Source organism: Arthrobacter sp. 9E16 (genome assembly GCF_002929435.1).
Lineage (GTDB): Bacteria > Actinomycetota > Actinomycetes > Actinomycetales > Micrococcaceae > Arthrobacter_B > Arthrobacter_B sunyaminii.
Genome location: NZ_PJIU01000002.1, coordinates 777,567 through 793,160, shown reverse-complemented (window position 1 = coordinate 793,160; position 15,594 = coordinate 777,567). Strand labels below are relative to the sequence as shown.

Below are 15,594 nucleotides of genomic sequence, written 5' to 3'. Positions count from 1 at the left end.
TCAATGCATACTGAGCCAATGGAACTTGATGAACTGCTCACAGCGTTGAACGCCGGCGAGACCATAACCGCCGGCTCGCCCCTGCATGAGGCCATGCACCATGCCAGTCAGGCCGCCCTGCGGATTACCGGCGAACTCAACAGCGGCTACCACGAACCGGAACAGGTACGGGAGCTGCTGTCCCGGCTGATCGGCAAATCGGTGGACGAAACCGTTGCCGTGTTCCCGCCGTTTTCCTCGGATTTCGGCAGAAACATCACCCTTGGGAAACGGGTGTTCATCAATTCCGGCTGCCGGTTCCAGGACCAGGGCGGAATCAGCATTGGCGATGACTGCCTGATTGGCCACAACGCCGTCCTGGCAACGCTGAACCACGACCTGTCGCCCAGCCTGCGAGCGGACATGCATCCGGCGCCCGTCACGATTGGCCGGAACGTCTGGCTGGGGTCCAACGTCACGGTGCTGCCGGGGGTGACCATCGGCGACGACGCCGTTGTGGCCGCCGGAGCCGTGGTCACCAAGGATGTGCCGGCCCGGTCTGTGGTGGTGGGATCCCCGGCCCGGGTGATCCGCAGCGTCGAGGACTAGCCGCGCCCCGTCATCGGGCGCACGAAGAAGAGGCGTCCGATACACTCTGGCCTAAATGACTGCGCTCCGGTTTGCTCCGGGCATACCGGGGGGATGACCATGGCGAAAATCGACAGTGCTTCACCTCGGCCCGGACACTGGGTTGGCCGGACTGCGGCAGCTACCGCAGTGCTGCTGTCACTGGGACTGGCCGGTTGCACTTCCTCTGAGCCTCCCGCAGCTCCAGAAACAGCCGCCACCACGGCGACGACGGCGCCCACCGCCACCGCCACAGCGGAGCCTGCCGCGGACGCTAAGCCGTCCCTGGGCGGGGAGGTTATCACCGATTCCTTCGGCAATCCCGACTTCTACGTCACGGTCGCCGGCGACACCCTGGCAACGGTGGCAGAGGTCTACGGTTTTTCCGAAGCGAAAGTTGCCGGATTCAACGAACTCCAGCCGGGGACGCCGCTGGCGCCTGGCACCCGGCTCCGGCTGCTGCCAGCCGGCCCCGGCGTCGGTGCCATGGGGGCCGCCACGGAGGACCCGAACGGGATCCCCACAAGCTACACCGTCGTACCCGAGGACACCTTGGCCGGGATCACCTACCGGTTCAACCTGACCAATGATCAGCTCGCGGAGGCAAACAAAGTGCCGTACGTGCATGAGGTGGGCAACATCTACTTCGTGGAACCCGGGCGGACCATCGCGCTGCAGAAGAACCCGGTGGATAGCCGCTCAGGGACAGGGGACGCGGTGTGGAATTCTTGGGACCGCGGCGTCTTCTACACCACCGTCGACGGCGATTCCTTCGACAGCGTGGGCTACCAGTTCCGCGTCGGTACGGACGAGTTGCTGCAGTACAACCCCTCGCTCGTTGAGAACGCGCCGATTCCGGCAGGCACGAAACTCCGGCTGATTCCGGGTGAGCTGGCGGTCGACGGCGCCCGCGGGACGTTTACCGCGGATACCGATGGTGTTCCGCTGACCTACACCACCGTCCCCGGGGACACCGAAGACGGCATCTCGGCCCGGTTCGGCGTCACGGCTTTGTATGACGCCAACCGGGACACGACCGAGACCGTTCCCGTCTGGTACCAGTACGTGGACGGGGTGTCCGGCGAGCTTCTGCCGGGCCAGACCATCAGCCTGTCCCTGGACCAGCCGATCAACAAGCCGGGCGCCTGATCAGGCCGGATAAGCGGCACATAAACAACCGAACCGTTTTGCCTGTTCCGGGTGCGTCAGGGGAAATTCAAGGGTCCCGGACCTACCGGAGAGTCTGCCCGGGTGCTGTCCTTGGAAAAGAGAGAATCCTGCCGAGGAAGGAGACACCATGCGTGGCGTAGTAATGCATGCACCAGGAGATGTGCGCGTCGAGGACCGGGCCGATCCGGCGATTGAAGAACCGACCGACGCCGTGATCAGGCTGGCAGCGACCTGCATCTGCGGATCGGACCTGTGGCCGTACCGAGGTGTGGAGGACGCCCATAACGCACCCATGGGACATGAGTACATCGGCTGGGTGGAGGAGGTTGGGCCCGAGGTGCGGACCATCAAGGCCGGGGACTTCGTCGTCGGTTCCTTCTGGGCTTCCGACAACACGTGCGAAATCTGCCGGGCCGGCTACCAGAGCCGCTGCGTCAATGCCGTGCCCATGGGCATGATGGGAACCCAGGCGCAGTTCGCCCGGATTCCGCTGGCCGACGGCACCTTGGTGACCACCCCGGAAGCTCCGTCGGCGGACCTGCTGCCCTCACTAATGGCGGCCTCGGATGTCCTGGGCACCGGTTGGTTCGGCGCTGTGGCTGCTGAGGCAGGCCCCGGCAAAACCGTCGCCGTGGTGGGGGACGGCGCCGTCGGCGTATTGGCAGTCCTGGCCGCCAGGCAGCTCGGTGCCGAGCGGATTATCGCTTTTAGCCGGCACCCCGAACGCCAGCAGCTGGCCCGTGAATTCGGAGCCACCGATATCATCGCCGAACGCGGTGATGCGGGGGTGGCTGCGCTCAAGGACCTGACCAACGGGCTCGGCGCCCATTCGGTAGTGGAGGCCGTGGGAACACAGGAGTCAATGATGCAGGCCGTGCGCTCCACCCGGCCGGGCGGACATATGGGCTTTGTGGGCGTGTCCCATGACGTCGCTCTTCCCGGGCTGGAGTTGTTCTTCGCCGAGATCCACATGCTCGGCGGACCTGCTCCCGTGCGCCGCTTTTTGCCCGATCTCATTCAGCGGATCTGGGACCGGCAGATCGATCCGGGCCGGGTTTTCGACCTCACCCTTCCCCTGGCCGACGCCGCTGAGGGCTACCGGGCCATGGACGAACGCCGCGCCGTCAAAGTGCTGCTGACTCCTTAGGCCACGGGCGCGGGTACGCCCGGCATCGCTTCCAGCTGCACGCCGGTGAGCCGTGCTCCGAACGCAGGTCCGCCGGGCTTCTGGAACGAGGTCTGGTTCCAGGCTGGTGTCCCCGGTGTAGTTGCAGCTCTTGACCACCGTGGTGCCCGGGAACATCTCCTGCACCACTACGGACGAGTCGCGTGCTCCCGCAGCCAATGCCCGGAGGCGACGCTGCTGGTGATGTTCTCGAACTCCAAATAGGGTTGGTTTGCGGCTCGGAATTACTCCAGGGTGAGCAGCTCGCGTGAACGCTGGTATTTGGCGGCCAGGCGGGTCCGGTCTGCTTGGTCCAGTTTCAGGACGCGTTCGGGGTTGGTGTTGTCATCAATGTCCGCTGCCTTGACGATACGGGCAAGGGTGTTGGCCCGGACGCGTTCGAAGTAGCTTTCGACGGGTTCTCCCTGACGTTTGGTCATGGCGTCCACGCCAGCGACGACGGTTTCGGGGAAGCCCTGCTCCCGCAGCCCCTGCAGGGTCACGCCGGTGTCTTCCACCGTGTCGTGCAGCCAGGCCACAGCCTGCGCCTCCTCGCGCAGATGCTCCGGCGCCCTTCGCGCCGCTGTCCGGGCGACCCGTTCGGGATGCGTGATGTAGGGGACTCCTGTCTTGTCGGTCTGGCCTTCGTGCGTAGCTCGTGCCACGCGTTCGGCATTGGTTATGAGGTTGTCCATGTATTCCCCCTGCGGCTCGTGGCCGTGTTTGCGATTTGTCAGTTGCTGTTGGTGCCAGCATAGGGGCCTGCTGCCCCATTAATGCCGCAAGCTCCTGGTGCTCAGCGCCGTGGCAGAACCGGCGCCGTCGTCGTCGAACTGTGTGGCCAAGGCCTTAACCTTTCGGCCAGACGCTGCATGGCACCGTTTCGGCAAAACCCATAGTCGCTGCGCGTAGGCAGGAAAAGAGCCTTGACGAAAATGGGTCATGGGTTTCGGGAGATGGCATTGACGTTCGCATATCGGGGCCGCACCGTGTATGCAGTACACGTACAGATGTCAGGACAATCATTTTTTGGGGATGAAATGAACCGCGTAATGCAATCGAACACTGTTCATCGGGGAGCAGCTGCCCGTCCTGTGCAGCAGCACTCCAGCCCAACCACCCTGTGGTCCGTCCTGACCATGGAGCCGGAGCGTAAGGATTTGGGCGACGGAATAGTCCGCCACATGGTTGCCCCGCTGTCTTCCCAAATGCGGCTCGTAGAGGCGGGCCGGTTTCGTTTTTCGCGCAGCCTGGAATCCGACCATCCGGCCGTGCTCTTTCATGTGCGGGCTACCGACGACGTCGCTCAGCGCCTGTGGAAGTTTGCCCACGTGCTCGCGGCGGAAAGCGTTGCCAGTCTGGGTACCGTGAAGATTTCCAAGTCGCAGGGCATCGTCTATCCGCCACGGCCGGGCGAGCCGGTGCCTGAGCTGGTGGAAGCGACATTTGCACGGTTCGGTGGACCAAAGGGCTTGGAACTGGCAGCTGAGGTTTCTGAGGTGTCCTCGGATTTGGCTTTGTGGGCCGTCGACCGTTTTCCGGGCCTCACCACGCGCTCGATGCTGGCCGCCCTGCTTCTCTTCGACGCCGGCCACGCCATGATGCACGGACCCCGGTCCGCTGTTTGGCCCGACCGCAGAACTACAAGCTGGGACTACTACTGGAACGCTCATCTGCATGCCTGCACGGGTTCTTTTGGCTCCCAGCCTGAGCGTGCGCGCAGGGCAATAATGGACCGGATAGCACCCCGGATTATGCCCACACATAGGGTGATGGCCGCGTTGGCCTCAGAGCCGGCGGTGGATATCTGGCGGAAGCGCTGGGCGCGGGCCATCGATGAGTATTTGTATCGGGCGGACAAGCACCGCGTCAGTCGCAGCGCGCAGCAGCTGGCGATGGGGGCGAGCCAGCTGGCACTCAACCGGCTGGGCTTTTCGTTCCGGGAGCAGGCGGTCCTCGGCCTGTACGCGCGTGCCTGGAGTAAGGACATTGAAGCGCTGTATTCCGGTGTGGAGTCCTCTCACACCCGTTGAAGTCAGGCGGGTAAGAAATGATGGTTTAGGCGGCACCGGTCTGTGTCCCGGATTCAGACGGGGGAGGCTCGTCGGAGATCCGCTAAAGCTGGACGCGCCGCTGCTGCTTCGCGGCGTCTCGTACACTCTGCAGCAGCCGGCCGCGCCATACCAGTACCCCGAGGATCGCTGCCGCTCCGAGGAACATTCCGGCCATCAGGCCCAGGCCCACGGCCGGGCCCCCGCCGCCCGCCTGTGGTTCGGCGGTCAGAACCGCGGAGATGGCGGCGAGCATGCCCGTGCCGGCGACCAGTGAGAGGATCAGGGCGTCCAGCCAGCGCGCCGTTCGGCTGGTTAGGAAGGCTCCGCGCCCGGCAAGCGTGAGCAGTCGCCAGATGCAGACCAGCGCCGCCTCGCCGCATGCGATGGCAACAACCGCCAGTGCGGTCAGGGGAGTCCGCAGATAGGCGACTTCGGGAAAACTGGCCGCCGCCTCCGCAGCAAGCATCGGAAGGACCACGACCTGCGCCGCCACCGCAACAGCGAGTACTGCGCCGATGAGGATCTTCAGTTCAGTGATTGCCGCTGGGCGCATTCAGGTCTCCCTGTATCGATAACCGATGGAAAGATATCGCTGGCCGATGCTTGCACGATCATGTGCGGGGCACAAGAGCCGGATAACGAACGCTGGAATCATCGACGGGGTCAACCGGTTCCGGTGCCCGCCACGCAACAATCAGGACGGCGGCGATGGGACCAGGGTGAGTGTATTCGCGGATATGAAGGCACCCGACGGCTGTTGCCGGGCGGCGAAAGTCCTAGGTGAACCGTGACCCCGCGGACATCGCGAGGTTGCGGAGGCCAGTGAAGTGCTCGGCTGTGCCCAGACGGTTCAGCAGGCGTGCCGCACGGACCATGGCGTTTCCCCGCCGACGCCGGCTGGAGTCGTAGCGCTGCAGTCCGGCGGCAACATTGGGCGCCGAGCTGAGGGCATCGACCAGCGCAACCGCATCCAAAAGTGCCTCACAGGCGCCGCGGCCAAGGTTCGGCGCCATGGCGTGCGCGGCGTCGCCCAGCAGCGCCACGTTGCCGGACACATAGGAACGGAGCGGCGGAACGTCGAACAGCTCGCGGTAATCTATCGGGCTCCCGTCCAGCTTTCCAAGGACCCGGGCGACGTCCGGGTGCCACCCGCGGTACAGGCTGCGTAGCAGGTCGGTGCCCTGGGCGCCGAAGGCCCCCGGGGCACCCAGCGGGGGAAGGTCCGCGGAACGGAGGCAGGCAAACCAGTTAGTGCTAACGGCATCCAGCGGCGTAATGCCGAACAATCGGCCGCGCCCCCACGTCTCGGTGACCCCGCCGGCGGGGCCGGCAACAACGCCGCGGAAGGCCACCGTTCGCAGTGCCCGTGGTGGTGCCGCTTTGCAGGCGGTGCGCCGCAGCCGGCTGGATATGCCGTCGGCGGCCACGACAACATCGGCGTGGGGCAGGGATGCAGGCCCGGTGACCGGCGTATTCCATTGGATAAGCCCGTCGGGAAGGTCCCCGGAGAGGGCATCCAGCAGGACGGTGCGAGGCACAAACCGAGCCGTCCGGTTGTGGCCCATGGTTGCGATCTTGCTTCCGTCGGGTTTCAGGATTCGAGCGCCGTGCCCTTCCATCGAACCGGCGAGGACGGCGTCACCGGCACCCAGCGATTCCAGTGCTCTCAGCGCCTCGGGCCACATGGCCAGCGCCGTTCCGCTGCCGGGCAGGTTTGCGCCGCGTTCGAGCACCTGGACCGACCATCCTGCCCGCAGCAGACCGCGGGCAGCAGCGGTTCCCGCGATGCCCGCTCCGACGATCAGTGCCGAACCGCGCATGCCTTCTCCTCATCCGTGGTTCTTGCGGTTCCGCCGGGGAGCGGCCCCGGCGGAACGGTGATTCAGCTCATGCCGGAATTTACGCCGTCTGCTGTCTGCTGTCGACATCTGTTTCCAGCCCCCGCTCCGGCCTTTTGAGGCCACCAGACCAATAATATGGGCGCCTAATCCAGCTGGATCAAATGCTCGTGATGAACTGAACGCGGCGATGCCTGTTCCGCGTGCGTAATGGGAACTCATGGGTAGGTCCCGGACCTACCCATGAGTCTGTGCGGGTGCTGTTCTTGGAAGGGAGAGAATCCTGCCGAAGAAGAAGAGACCATGCGTGGCGTAGTAATGCATGCACCAGGAGATGTGCGCGTGGAGGACCGGGCCGATCCAGTGATTGAAGAACGGACCGACGCCGTGATCAGGCTCGCAGCAACCTGTATCTGCGGATCGGACCTGTGGCCGTACCGGGGTGTGGAGGACGCCCATAACGCACCCATAGGGCTTGAATCCGGTGGCCGGCGTCGAGCAATGAGCGGTCGACAGCGGTGCTCACCACGGCGACGTGCGTTGTTCAGAAGCGGAGTGAATTCTCTGGCCGGGGGAGTCGGCAGGGTGCTGGGCAGATGAGTGGTTATGCTTGCTGCAACTCGGCCTCCGCCACCGGTGTTCCCGGCCAGATCCCACGCACCGGCTGGCGTTCGTCATGCTCACGGGACCACGGTGACGGTTTCCGTTCCGCAGGTGAACAGCAGGGTGTTTTCGGCTGCCGTGAGTTCACAGTTGCGGTCTTTGACCCGTGGGAAGCCGCCGAGCTCGTTGGCTTCCCGGTTCCGGACGTAGTGGAACATGCCGTGCTCGGTGTAGATATCCACGCCGTCGCCGTCGAAGCCGTCCTGCGTGACGACGACGGACTGCCCGTTGGGGGCTTCGAACCGCGTCTGGTCTCCGATGCCCGCCGCGATCATAAAGACGAGGAGTGCGGTCAGCAACACAAAGGGTGACGCCACAACCGCTGCGGCAAATGTGGTCCACCCGGCGGTATGACGAATCCAGGACTTTGGAATACGTCCAATCAATCCGTACGCCAGTTGAGCCAGGCCCCCGCATCCGCCAAGCATGCTGAGCAGGATGATCCAGCCGCAGATGTTGTCCCGGGACAAACCGAAGAAGTGAAGCAGTACATGCCGGCCGGCTGCATCGGTGGAGGGTACTCCCATAACGGTGGAGGCGGCCCAAATGGCCAGGCCGGACGCGGCCGCCAGACCGAAACCAGTGATTTCGACGCGTTTGATGCCCGCTTTCGTGTCCGGTTCGGTCGCATCCATGAAGTTGAGACTAGCGGCACCGTGCCCAGCTGCAGCACTTACCGGGGGCACAACTGCGAGACGGTGACCGAGTACTGCTGCGCCACGGCGGCGCGTCGGTGATGAACCAGATGCCCCGGCCGAGGAGCTTCTCCAGATCGCCGCTTGGGTTTCCCCACTCACCGGCGTTGATCCCGCGCTGCTGCTGGCCACCGCCCACCGGTGCCTGCTGATTGACGACGACGTCCGGGAGATCGAGCCCGACCGCGCCGCGGGCCGAAATCGCCGCACGGTAGCCATGGTGCCCGAACCCTCCTTTAGCCAGGCGCCCGCAGCCTTCGACCCCGTGCACTACACCCGGCAGGCCTCGCGCGCGTTCAACCGCGGCCGGACCCGGCTGCGGGACACCTTCGTTGACGTCTACACGGCGGTTCTGAGCTTGGGAGCCATCGGTGCTTTTGCGACAGGGCTGGTCATGGCGCTGTGTGAGCAAGTAGCCCAGGCCTAGAACACGGACTCGGCCGGCCGCACCCGGTGGCGCCGCCGTCGTTCTCCGTGCCCGACGGGTACGGGAGTGACCTGATGGATGTGAACGAGGTGGGCTGGGCGCTCTCGGTATGGCCCGACGGCGCTGCCTCCTCCCGTGCAGCGTGCTGGTACGCGCGGGGCGGGCGGACGCCGTTTGGCGCCCTGCTTCGGGCCGATACCGTGGCGTTCCTGCGGACCCGCGGGCTGTGGCTCGCCCCGTGCTGGTGCTATTACTAGGTTTTGATTTGCCGCTGACCGGCGGGGCGTAGCCGCCGCTTGTGCAGCTGGGGCTGATTGCGGTTACGGTTTTTGCTGCGGTTCCGGCGCTGGGGTGCGCTGGCTCGGCGGACGGCGATTTCGCCGGGCCTGGTGGCGTCAGTTCCCTTGCTGCTGGGGCTGTTCCTGGGATATGTGCCCGGGGTGCTGCCGCTAGCGCAGGCTGGGTTTTCGGCGCTGTGCGTTCTTGCGGTGATGTATTCACAACCCAAACCCCAAAAGTGACAAGGGGATGTTTTTCGTCAAGCCCCTTGAATCAACGCTGAGGTGAGGGGCATGAGGGCTGGACAAGCCCCCTTCGCGTCAATGAGCTTTCGTCTATATTTGCCTGCGCCGCTAAGCCAAGCGAGTCCTGAGCAATGGTCGAGATCCAAGAACCACTCACTCAGGCATTCGTATGGTCTATAGTCGGTGCATGCAATTGGACTACGAGGCTTTCTGGAGTTACACCCACGAGGATGACAAACGCATGTCAGGTTACGTAACCAGACTCGCACAGCGGATTGGCGATGAATATGCCGTATCCAGTGGCAACGATCTAAAGATTTTTCGTGACAGGGAGAGCATTCAGTGGGGTGATGCATGGCGATCTAAGATCGATGGAGCACTGGGGGCCGCGCCCTTCTTCATTGCCATAATTACGCCCAAGTTTGTCAAGAGCGAGGAATGCAGACGTGAGCTTTTGACATTTGTTGCGGAATCTAAGAGTCGGGGATTTTCAAAACTTCTCCTCCCTATCCTCTTGATTGACGTGCCGGACCTGAAGGAAGACAGCGAGGATGAAGTCCTTGCTCTCTTGGCTCGAACCCAATACGTCAACTGGACCAAGCATCGCCTACGAGGCGAAAGTGATCCGGCTGTTCTCGAGGCCCTAAACGAGGTCGCTCTCCGGATCATGCAGCTTGCAAATGATGCTCAAGAAGACCTACGCCAAGTGGAACAAGAGATCGAGCAAGATGGAAAAGTGACTGTCGAGACGATATTCGGTGAGATAGAGTCTTCATTACCTGCTTGGAGCGATGCCGTCGACTTCGATCCGGTCGCTGCCGCTCAATGGAACGCCGCTTGGCGTACACGATCCGATAGGGCACAGCGCCTATACGCTCAGCATCGAGGAGTTTCGGGCGCTTTTATATCTATCTGGACGAAACTTGGCATTGATCTCATGGAGCTTAGCGAAAACAGACTCAAGAAGGCAAAAACATACCATCGAGCAACCATCGCGCTCGATCCCCACATCACGGCCGCAATTCGACTCGTTGAACGGGACCACGAACTTGCACCGCTTCTCGATACCTTCAGAGACGGTATCGACGAGGCCATGCGGTCTATTACGAATGCTGACGGTGAAGGAGGGTGGCACTTCGATCTAGCCCCTACAAAATACAGTTCGAAACTGCAACAAGCCACCGATAATGTCGAGAAATCGGGGATATTCGTTAGAGAAGCCAACATGATTGTCGGCAAGTGGAGCGAACAGCTGCACGGAATCGATGAAAAAATGTCGGTGACGCGGCCTACAAACGTAGTTATGCCGCTCATTGAACCCGTCCCCGGGACGAGCACATGAGTTGCTTCAGCGGCACACCGGGCCGACGTACAAGGAGGCCACGGCTCAGCTCAGAATGGAATTCTCAGCTCCAGACCGGGACTCAGAGGGTAGGGCGGAGCGACCAAACTCCTTTCACTCCGGCTACCCTTCCCAGATTATGAAACCTCTCTAAATTCCCCTTGACGTGACCCACCACACATGTCATCCTCATCATATACGATTTCGTACCTGATCCAGGAGAGACATGTCCCCGAGCAACGACGCCACACCGGACACGCTGAAGCAGGCCGGTAAGGTCATCGCCGTCCACATCAACTACCCCTCGCGGGCAGCAGAACGCGGACGCACCCCGGAACAGCCCTCCTACTTCCTGAAGCCCGGCTCCTCGCTGGCCCTGACCGGCGGCACGGTGGAACGCCCGGCCGGCTGTGAACTGCTCGGCTTCGAAGGCGAAATCGCCCTGATCATCGGCAAGACCGCCCGCCGCGTCAGCATCGAAGACGCGTGGAGCCACGTCGGGGGAGTGACCGCCAGCAATGACCTCGGCGTCTACGACCTGCGCTGGGCGGACAAAGGCTCCAACCTCCGCTCCAAGGGCGGCGACGGCTTCACCCCGGTCGGCCCCGCCATCCTCGACGCCGCCGCCGTCGACCCGGCAGCACTGCGCATCCGCACCTGGGTCAACGGCGAGCTCGCCCAGGACGACACCACCGGAGACCTGCTGTTCCCGTTCAGCCAGCTGGTGGCCGACCTCTCCCAGCTCCTCACCCTGGAACCGGGCGACATCATCCTCACCGGCACGCCCGCAGGCGCCTCCGTCGCCGTCCCGGGCGATGTCATGGAAATCGAAGTGGACGTCCCCGGCACGGACATAACCACCGGTCGCCTCACCACCACGGTCACTGAGGGCACGACGGCGCTGGCCACGTTCGGCGCCCAGCCCAAGATCGACGACAAGCAGCGCGAAGAAGCTTGGGGCTCCGCCGAGAAGGCAGGCCTGGCGCTCGAGGAAGAACAGAAAACCCTCACCCCCGAGCTGAAGGCAAAGCTGGAATCGGTCGCCACCGCCACCCTCAGCTCGCAGATGCGCGCCCGCGGCCTGAACAACGTCTCCATCGACGGCCTCACCGGCACCAAGACCGGCCGCAAGGTCGTCGGCACCGCCCGCACCCTGCGCTACGTCCCCAACCGTGAGGACCTCTTCAAGTCCCACGGCGGCGGCTACAACGCGCAGAAGCGCGCCATCGACTCCGTCCGCGAAGGCGAAATTCTGGTCATGGAAGCCCGCGGCGAGAAGGGCACCGGCACCCTGGGCGACATCCTCGCCCTGCGCGCCCAGTACAACGGCGCGGCAGCCATCATCACCGACGGCGGCGTCCGCGACTACTCCACCGTGGCCAGCTTTGACCTGCCCGTGTACTGCGCCAACCCGCACCCCGCCGTGCTCGGCCGCCGGCACATCCCCTGGGACACGGACATCACCATTGCCTGCGGCGGCTCCACCGTCCAGCCCGGCGACATTATCGTGGCCGACGACGACGGCATCCTGGTTATCCCGCCGGCCATCGCCGAGGAACTGGTGGAGGCCTGCATCGTCCAGGAACACCAGGAGGAGTTCATTGCCGAGATGGTGAAGGCCGGCAACAGCGTGGACGGGCTCTACCCGATGAACGCTGCCTGGAAGGAAAAGTACGAGGCCTGGGCGGCGGAACAGGCATGAGCAGCACCGGCACAGGCACCCGCTCCAAATCGGAGCAGGCCTACGAACAGCTGAAGACCCGAATCCTGGGCGGTGAAATGAGCCCCGGCTACCGCTTGGTGCTCAGCAGCATCGCCACCGACATGGGCTTCAGCGTGGTGCCGGTCAGGGAAGCCATCCGCCGGCTCGAAGCCGAAGGCCTGGTGCACTTCGAACGCAACGTCGGCGCCACCGTGGCCGGCATCGATCCGGACCTGTATCTGCACACCATGCAGACCCTCAGCATCATCGAGGGTGCCGCCACCGCGCTGGCCGCCCCGAGGATCAGCACCGAGGATCTGGCGCAGGCCCGGGACCTGAACAACCAGATGCACGAGGTCCTGGCAAACTTCGACCCGATCCGGTTCACCCAGCTGAACACCGAGTTCCACGCCCTGTTGTACGGGCCCTGCCCCAACCCGCACATTCTGGACCTCGTGCACCGTGGCTGGGCCCGGCTGGGCCGGATGCGCACTTCCACCTTCCGGTACGTGCCGGGCCGTGCCCACGCCTCGGTGGAAGAACACGAGAACCTGTTGAACCTGATCGAATCCGGCGCCCCAGCGTCCGACGTCGAACACGCCGCCCGCGCGCACCGCACCAATACGCTCAACGCCTTCCTGGCCCAAAACGGCCAGCCTCCGTCACCCATCTGATGTAGATCCACCAAGAACTTTCAACGCAGAAAGAGGACCACCCCATGGCCGAACACTTTGTTCCCGAAAACCTTCCCACCCACATCCAGCACTTCATCAACGGCAAGTTCGTGGACTCCGTGAACGGTGCCACGTTCGAGGTCCTGGATCCGGTCACCAACAAGACCTACGCCACCGCCGCCGCAGGCCAGAAGGAAGACATCGACGCCGCCGTCGCTGCCGCCCGCGAAGCCTTCGTGAACGGCCCGTGGCCGAAGATGAAGCCGCGCGAACGCGCCCGCATCCTGAACAAGATCGCCGACGCCGTCGAAGCCCAGGAAGGCCGCCTGGCTGAAATGGAAACCTTCGACACCGGCCTGCCCATCACCCAGGCCAAGGGCCAGGCCCTGCGCGCCGCGGAGAACTTCCGCTTCTTCGCCGACCTGATCGTCGCCCAGTTCGACGACGCCATGAAGGTCCCCGGATCCCAGATCAACTACGTGAACCGCAAGCCCATCGGCGTCGCCGGGCTCATCACCCCGTGGAACACCCCGTTTATGCTCGAATCCTGGAAGCTCGCCCCGGCACTGGCCACCGGAAACACCGTGGTGCTGAAGCCGGCCGAATTTACCCCGCTGTCCGCCTCCCTCTGGGCCGACATCTTCACCGAAGCAGGCGTTCCCGCAGGCGTCTTCAACCTGGTCAACGGCCTGGGCGAGGAAGCCGGCGACGCGCTGGTCAAGCACCCGGACGTACCGCTGATCTCCTTCACCGGCGAGACCACCACCGGCAAGACGATCTTCCGCAACGCCGCGGAGAACCTCAAGGGCATGTCCATGGAACTCGGCGGCAAGAGCCCCTGCGTGATCTTCGCCGACGCTGACCTGGACGCTGCTCTCGATTCCGCCCTGTTCGGCGTCTTCTCGCTCAACGGCGAACGCTGCACCGCTGGCTCCCGCATCTTGGTGGAACGCCCGGTCTATGACCAGTTCTGCGAACGCTTCGCCGCCCGCGCCAAGACCATCGTCGTCGGCGACCCGCATGACCCGAAGACCCAGGTGGGCGCCCTGGTGCACCCCGAGCACTTCAAGAAGGTGGCCTCCTATGTGGAGATCGGCAAGACCGAAGGCCGGCTGCTCGCCGGCGGCGGCCGCCCCGAAGGCCTGGAAGAGGGCAACTACATTGCCCCCACCGTCTTTGCCGATGTAAAGCCCGACGCGCGGATCTTCCAGGAGGAGATTTTCGGCCCCGTCGTCGCCATCACCCCGTTCGACACCGAAGACGAGGCGCTGGAGCTGGCCAATAACACCAAGTACGGCCTGGCTGCCTACGTCTGGACGCAGGACCTCACCCGCGCGCACAACTTCGCTCAGAACACCGAGGCTGGCATGGTGTGGCTGAACAGCCACAACGTCCGCGACCTGCGCACCCCGTTCGGCGGCGTGAAGTCCTCCGGCCTGGGCCACGAGGGCGGCTACCGCTCCATCGATTTCTACACCGACCAGCAGGCCGTGCACATCACGCTCGGCAAGGTCCACACGCCCAAGTTCGGGACCGACGACGCCGCTACGGTCGCCGGCTAAGCCTCCCCGACACTTTTACCCCGTTTGCAAAGGAGCAACCTCATGAGCGTTTCAATCCACAACCCGAATCCCATTCCGACGCCGAGCATCCAGCCGCCGGACATCATCCGCTGCGCCTACATGGAGCTCATCGTCACCGACCTGGCCAAGTCCCGCGAGTTCTACGTGGACGTCCTGGGCCTGCACGTCACCGAAGAGGATGACGAGGCCATCTATCTGCGCTCCCTCGAGGAGTTCATCCACCACAACCTGGTGCTGCGCAAGGGACCCGTCGCCGCCGTCGCGTCCTTCGCCTACCGCGTGCGCACCCCCGAAGACGTGGACGTGGCCGAGGCCTACTACAAGGAAATGGGCTGCCGCACCGAACGCCGGGCCGAGGGCTTCACCAAGGGCGTGGGCGACTCGGTCCGCGTGGAGGATCCGCTGGGCTTTCCCTACGAATTCTTCTACACCGTGGACCACGTGGAGCGACTGACCCAGCGCTACGACCTCTACTCCGCCGGCGAGCTGGTGCGCCTGGACCACTTCAACCAGGTCACCCCCGACGTCCCCCGCGGCCGCGCCTACCTGGAGGACCTGGGCTTCCGCGTCTCCGAGGACATCAAGGATTCCGACGGCGTCACCTACGCCGCCTGGATGCACCGGAAAGACACCGTCCATGACACCGCCCTGACCGGCGGGGACGGCCCGCGCATGCACCACGTTGCGTTCGCCACCCACGAAAAGCACAACATCATCCAGATCTGCGACAAGATGGGCGCCCTGCGCATCTCCGACCGGATTGAGCGCGGCCCCGGCCGGCACGGCGTCTCCAACGCGTTCTACCTCTACATCCTGGATCCTGACGACCACCGCATCGAGATCTACACGCAGGACTACTACACCGGCGACCCGGACAACCCCACCATCACCTGGGACGTCCACGACAACCAGCGCCGCGACTGGTGGGGCAACCCCGTGGTCCCGTCCTGGTACACCGAGGCCTCCCTGGTCCTGGACCTGGACGGCAACCCGCAGCCGCTGGTGGCCCGCACCGATTCCTCGGAAATGGAAGTGACAGTCGGCGCGGACGGCTTCTCCTACACCCGCGGAGACGAGACCGATTACAAGGTCGGCTCCCAGCTCTAGGACGACGACGACGGCGGCCGGGTGCCGCCGTCGTCCCCTCAGTT

The 15,594-nt window shown here is 64.1% G+C and carries 15 protein-coding genes and 1 pseudogene; 12 read left to right on the top strand and 4 right to left on the bottom strand.

The features are described from left to right. The first annotated feature begins 18 nt into the window (after nt 1–18). The 3 genes from CXR00_RS10355 (at nt 19) to CXR00_RS10345 (ending at nt 2,923) form a co-directional block, all read left to right on the top strand. Nucleotides 19–588, top strand: coding sequence for a DapH/DapD/GlmU-related protein (locus tag CXR00_RS10355; protein WP_104054416.1), 570 nt, complete (start codon nt 19–21; stop codon nt 586–588). A 99-nt stretch (nt 589–687) separates the two neighbouring features. After that, nucleotides 688–1,755, top strand: coding sequence for a LysM peptidoglycan-binding domain-containing protein (locus tag CXR00_RS10350; protein WP_181032525.1), 1,068 nt, complete (start codon nt 688–690; stop codon nt 1,753–1,755). Nucleotides 1,756–1,903: 148 nt separating this feature from the next. Continuing rightward, on the top strand, nt 1,904–2,923 hold the full coding sequence (locus CXR00_RS10345) for a zinc-dependent alcohol dehydrogenase family protein (protein WP_104054414.1): 1,020 nt from the start codon (nt 1,904–1,906) through the stop codon (nt 2,921–2,923). A 263-nt stretch (nt 2,924–3,186) separates the two neighbouring features. Here CXR00_RS10345 and CXR00_RS10340 read toward each other — a convergent pair whose 3' ends face one another. Beyond that, nucleotides 3,187–3,636, bottom strand: a complete 450-nt coding sequence (locus CXR00_RS10340) for an HD domain-containing protein (RefSeq protein WP_104054413.1) — start codon at nt 3,634–3,636, stop codon at nt 3,187–3,189. A gap of 357 nt (nt 3,637–3,993) precedes the next feature. Between CXR00_RS10340 and CXR00_RS10335 the strand changes: the two genes are divergently transcribed. Then, nucleotides 3,994–4,974 carry a lantibiotic dehydratase C-terminal domain-containing protein gene (locus tag CXR00_RS10335; RefSeq protein WP_181032524.1) on the top strand — a complete coding sequence of 327 codons (981 nt, stop codon included), beginning with the start codon at nt 3,994–3,996 and terminating at the stop codon, nt 4,972–4,974. Between the two features lie 82 nt (nt 4,975–5,056). Here the strand turns inward: CXR00_RS10335 and CXR00_RS10330 are convergent, their stop codons facing one another. After that, nucleotides 5,057–5,548 carry a DUF2975 domain-containing protein gene (locus CXR00_RS10330; RefSeq protein ID WP_104054411.1) on the bottom strand — a complete coding sequence of 164 codons (492 nt, stop codon included), beginning with the start codon at nt 5,546–5,548 and terminating at the stop codon, nt 5,057–5,059. A gap of 223 nt (nt 5,549–5,771) precedes the next feature. Beyond that, nucleotides 5,772–6,815, bottom strand: coding sequence for an FAD-dependent monooxygenase (locus tag CXR00_RS10325; protein WP_104054410.1), 1,044 nt, complete (start codon nt 6,813–6,815; stop codon nt 5,772–5,774). 321 nt (nt 6,816–7,136) lie between these two features. Between CXR00_RS10325 and CXR00_RS18545 the strand changes: the two are divergent. Further along, a pseudogene (locus CXR00_RS18545) lies at nt 7,137–7,283 on the top strand (IMP dehydrogenase); the annotation flags it as partial. Nucleotides 7,284–7,513: 230 nt separating this feature from the next. Here CXR00_RS18545 and CXR00_RS10315 read toward each other — a convergent pair. Next, a complete protein-coding gene (locus CXR00_RS10315; RefSeq protein ID WP_104054409.1) occupies nt 7,514–8,131 on the bottom strand; it encodes a hypothetical protein in 618 nt (205 codons plus the stop codon). A 277-nt stretch (nt 8,132–8,408) separates the two neighbouring features. Here CXR00_RS10315 and CXR00_RS10310 point away from each other — a divergent pair, with 277 nt between their 5' ends. From CXR00_RS10310 to hpaD, 7 genes are all read left to right on the top strand, one after another. Next, nucleotides 8,409–8,618 carry a hypothetical protein gene (locus CXR00_RS10310; RefSeq protein WP_104054408.1) on the top strand — a complete coding sequence of 70 codons (210 nt, stop codon included), beginning with the start codon at nt 8,409–8,411 and terminating at the stop codon, nt 8,616–8,618. Between the two features lie 74 nt (nt 8,619–8,692). After that, the gene (locus CXR00_RS18035; protein WP_146068477.1) at nt 8,693–8,875 is read left to right on the top strand and encodes a hypothetical protein; all 183 of its coding nucleotides are present in this window, start codon (nt 8,693–8,695) and stop codon (nt 8,873–8,875) included. Between the two features lie 454 nt (nt 8,876–9,329). Further along, nucleotides 9,330–10,484, top strand: coding sequence for a toll/interleukin-1 receptor domain-containing protein (locus tag CXR00_RS10305; protein ID WP_181032523.1), 1,155 nt, complete (start codon nt 9,330–9,332; stop codon nt 10,482–10,484). A 226-nt stretch (nt 10,485–10,710) separates the two neighbouring features. Beyond that, a complete protein-coding gene (locus CXR00_RS10300; RefSeq protein ID WP_104054406.1) occupies nt 10,711–12,186 on the top strand; it encodes a fumarylacetoacetate hydrolase family protein in 1,476 nt (491 codons plus the stop codon). Beyond that, a complete protein-coding gene (locus CXR00_RS10295; RefSeq protein WP_104054405.1) occupies nt 12,183–12,860 on the top strand; it encodes a GntR family transcriptional regulator in 678 nt (225 codons plus the stop codon). Before CXR00_RS10300 ends, CXR00_RS10295 begins: the two co-directional genes overlap by 4 nt. Before the next feature lie 44 nt (nt 12,861–12,904). Then, a complete protein-coding gene (hpaE, locus tag CXR00_RS10290; RefSeq protein ID WP_104054404.1) occupies nt 12,905–14,422 on the top strand; it encodes a 5-carboxymethyl-2-hydroxymuconate semialdehyde dehydrogenase in 1,518 nt (505 codons plus the stop codon). Nucleotides 14,423–14,464: 42 nt separating this feature from the next. After that, on the top strand, nt 14,465–15,550 hold the full coding sequence (hpaD, locus tag CXR00_RS10285) for a 3,4-dihydroxyphenylacetate 2,3-dioxygenase (RefSeq protein WP_104054403.1): 1,086 nt from the start codon (nt 14,465–14,467) through the stop codon (nt 15,548–15,550). Nucleotides 15,551–15,594: the final 44 nt, after the last annotated feature.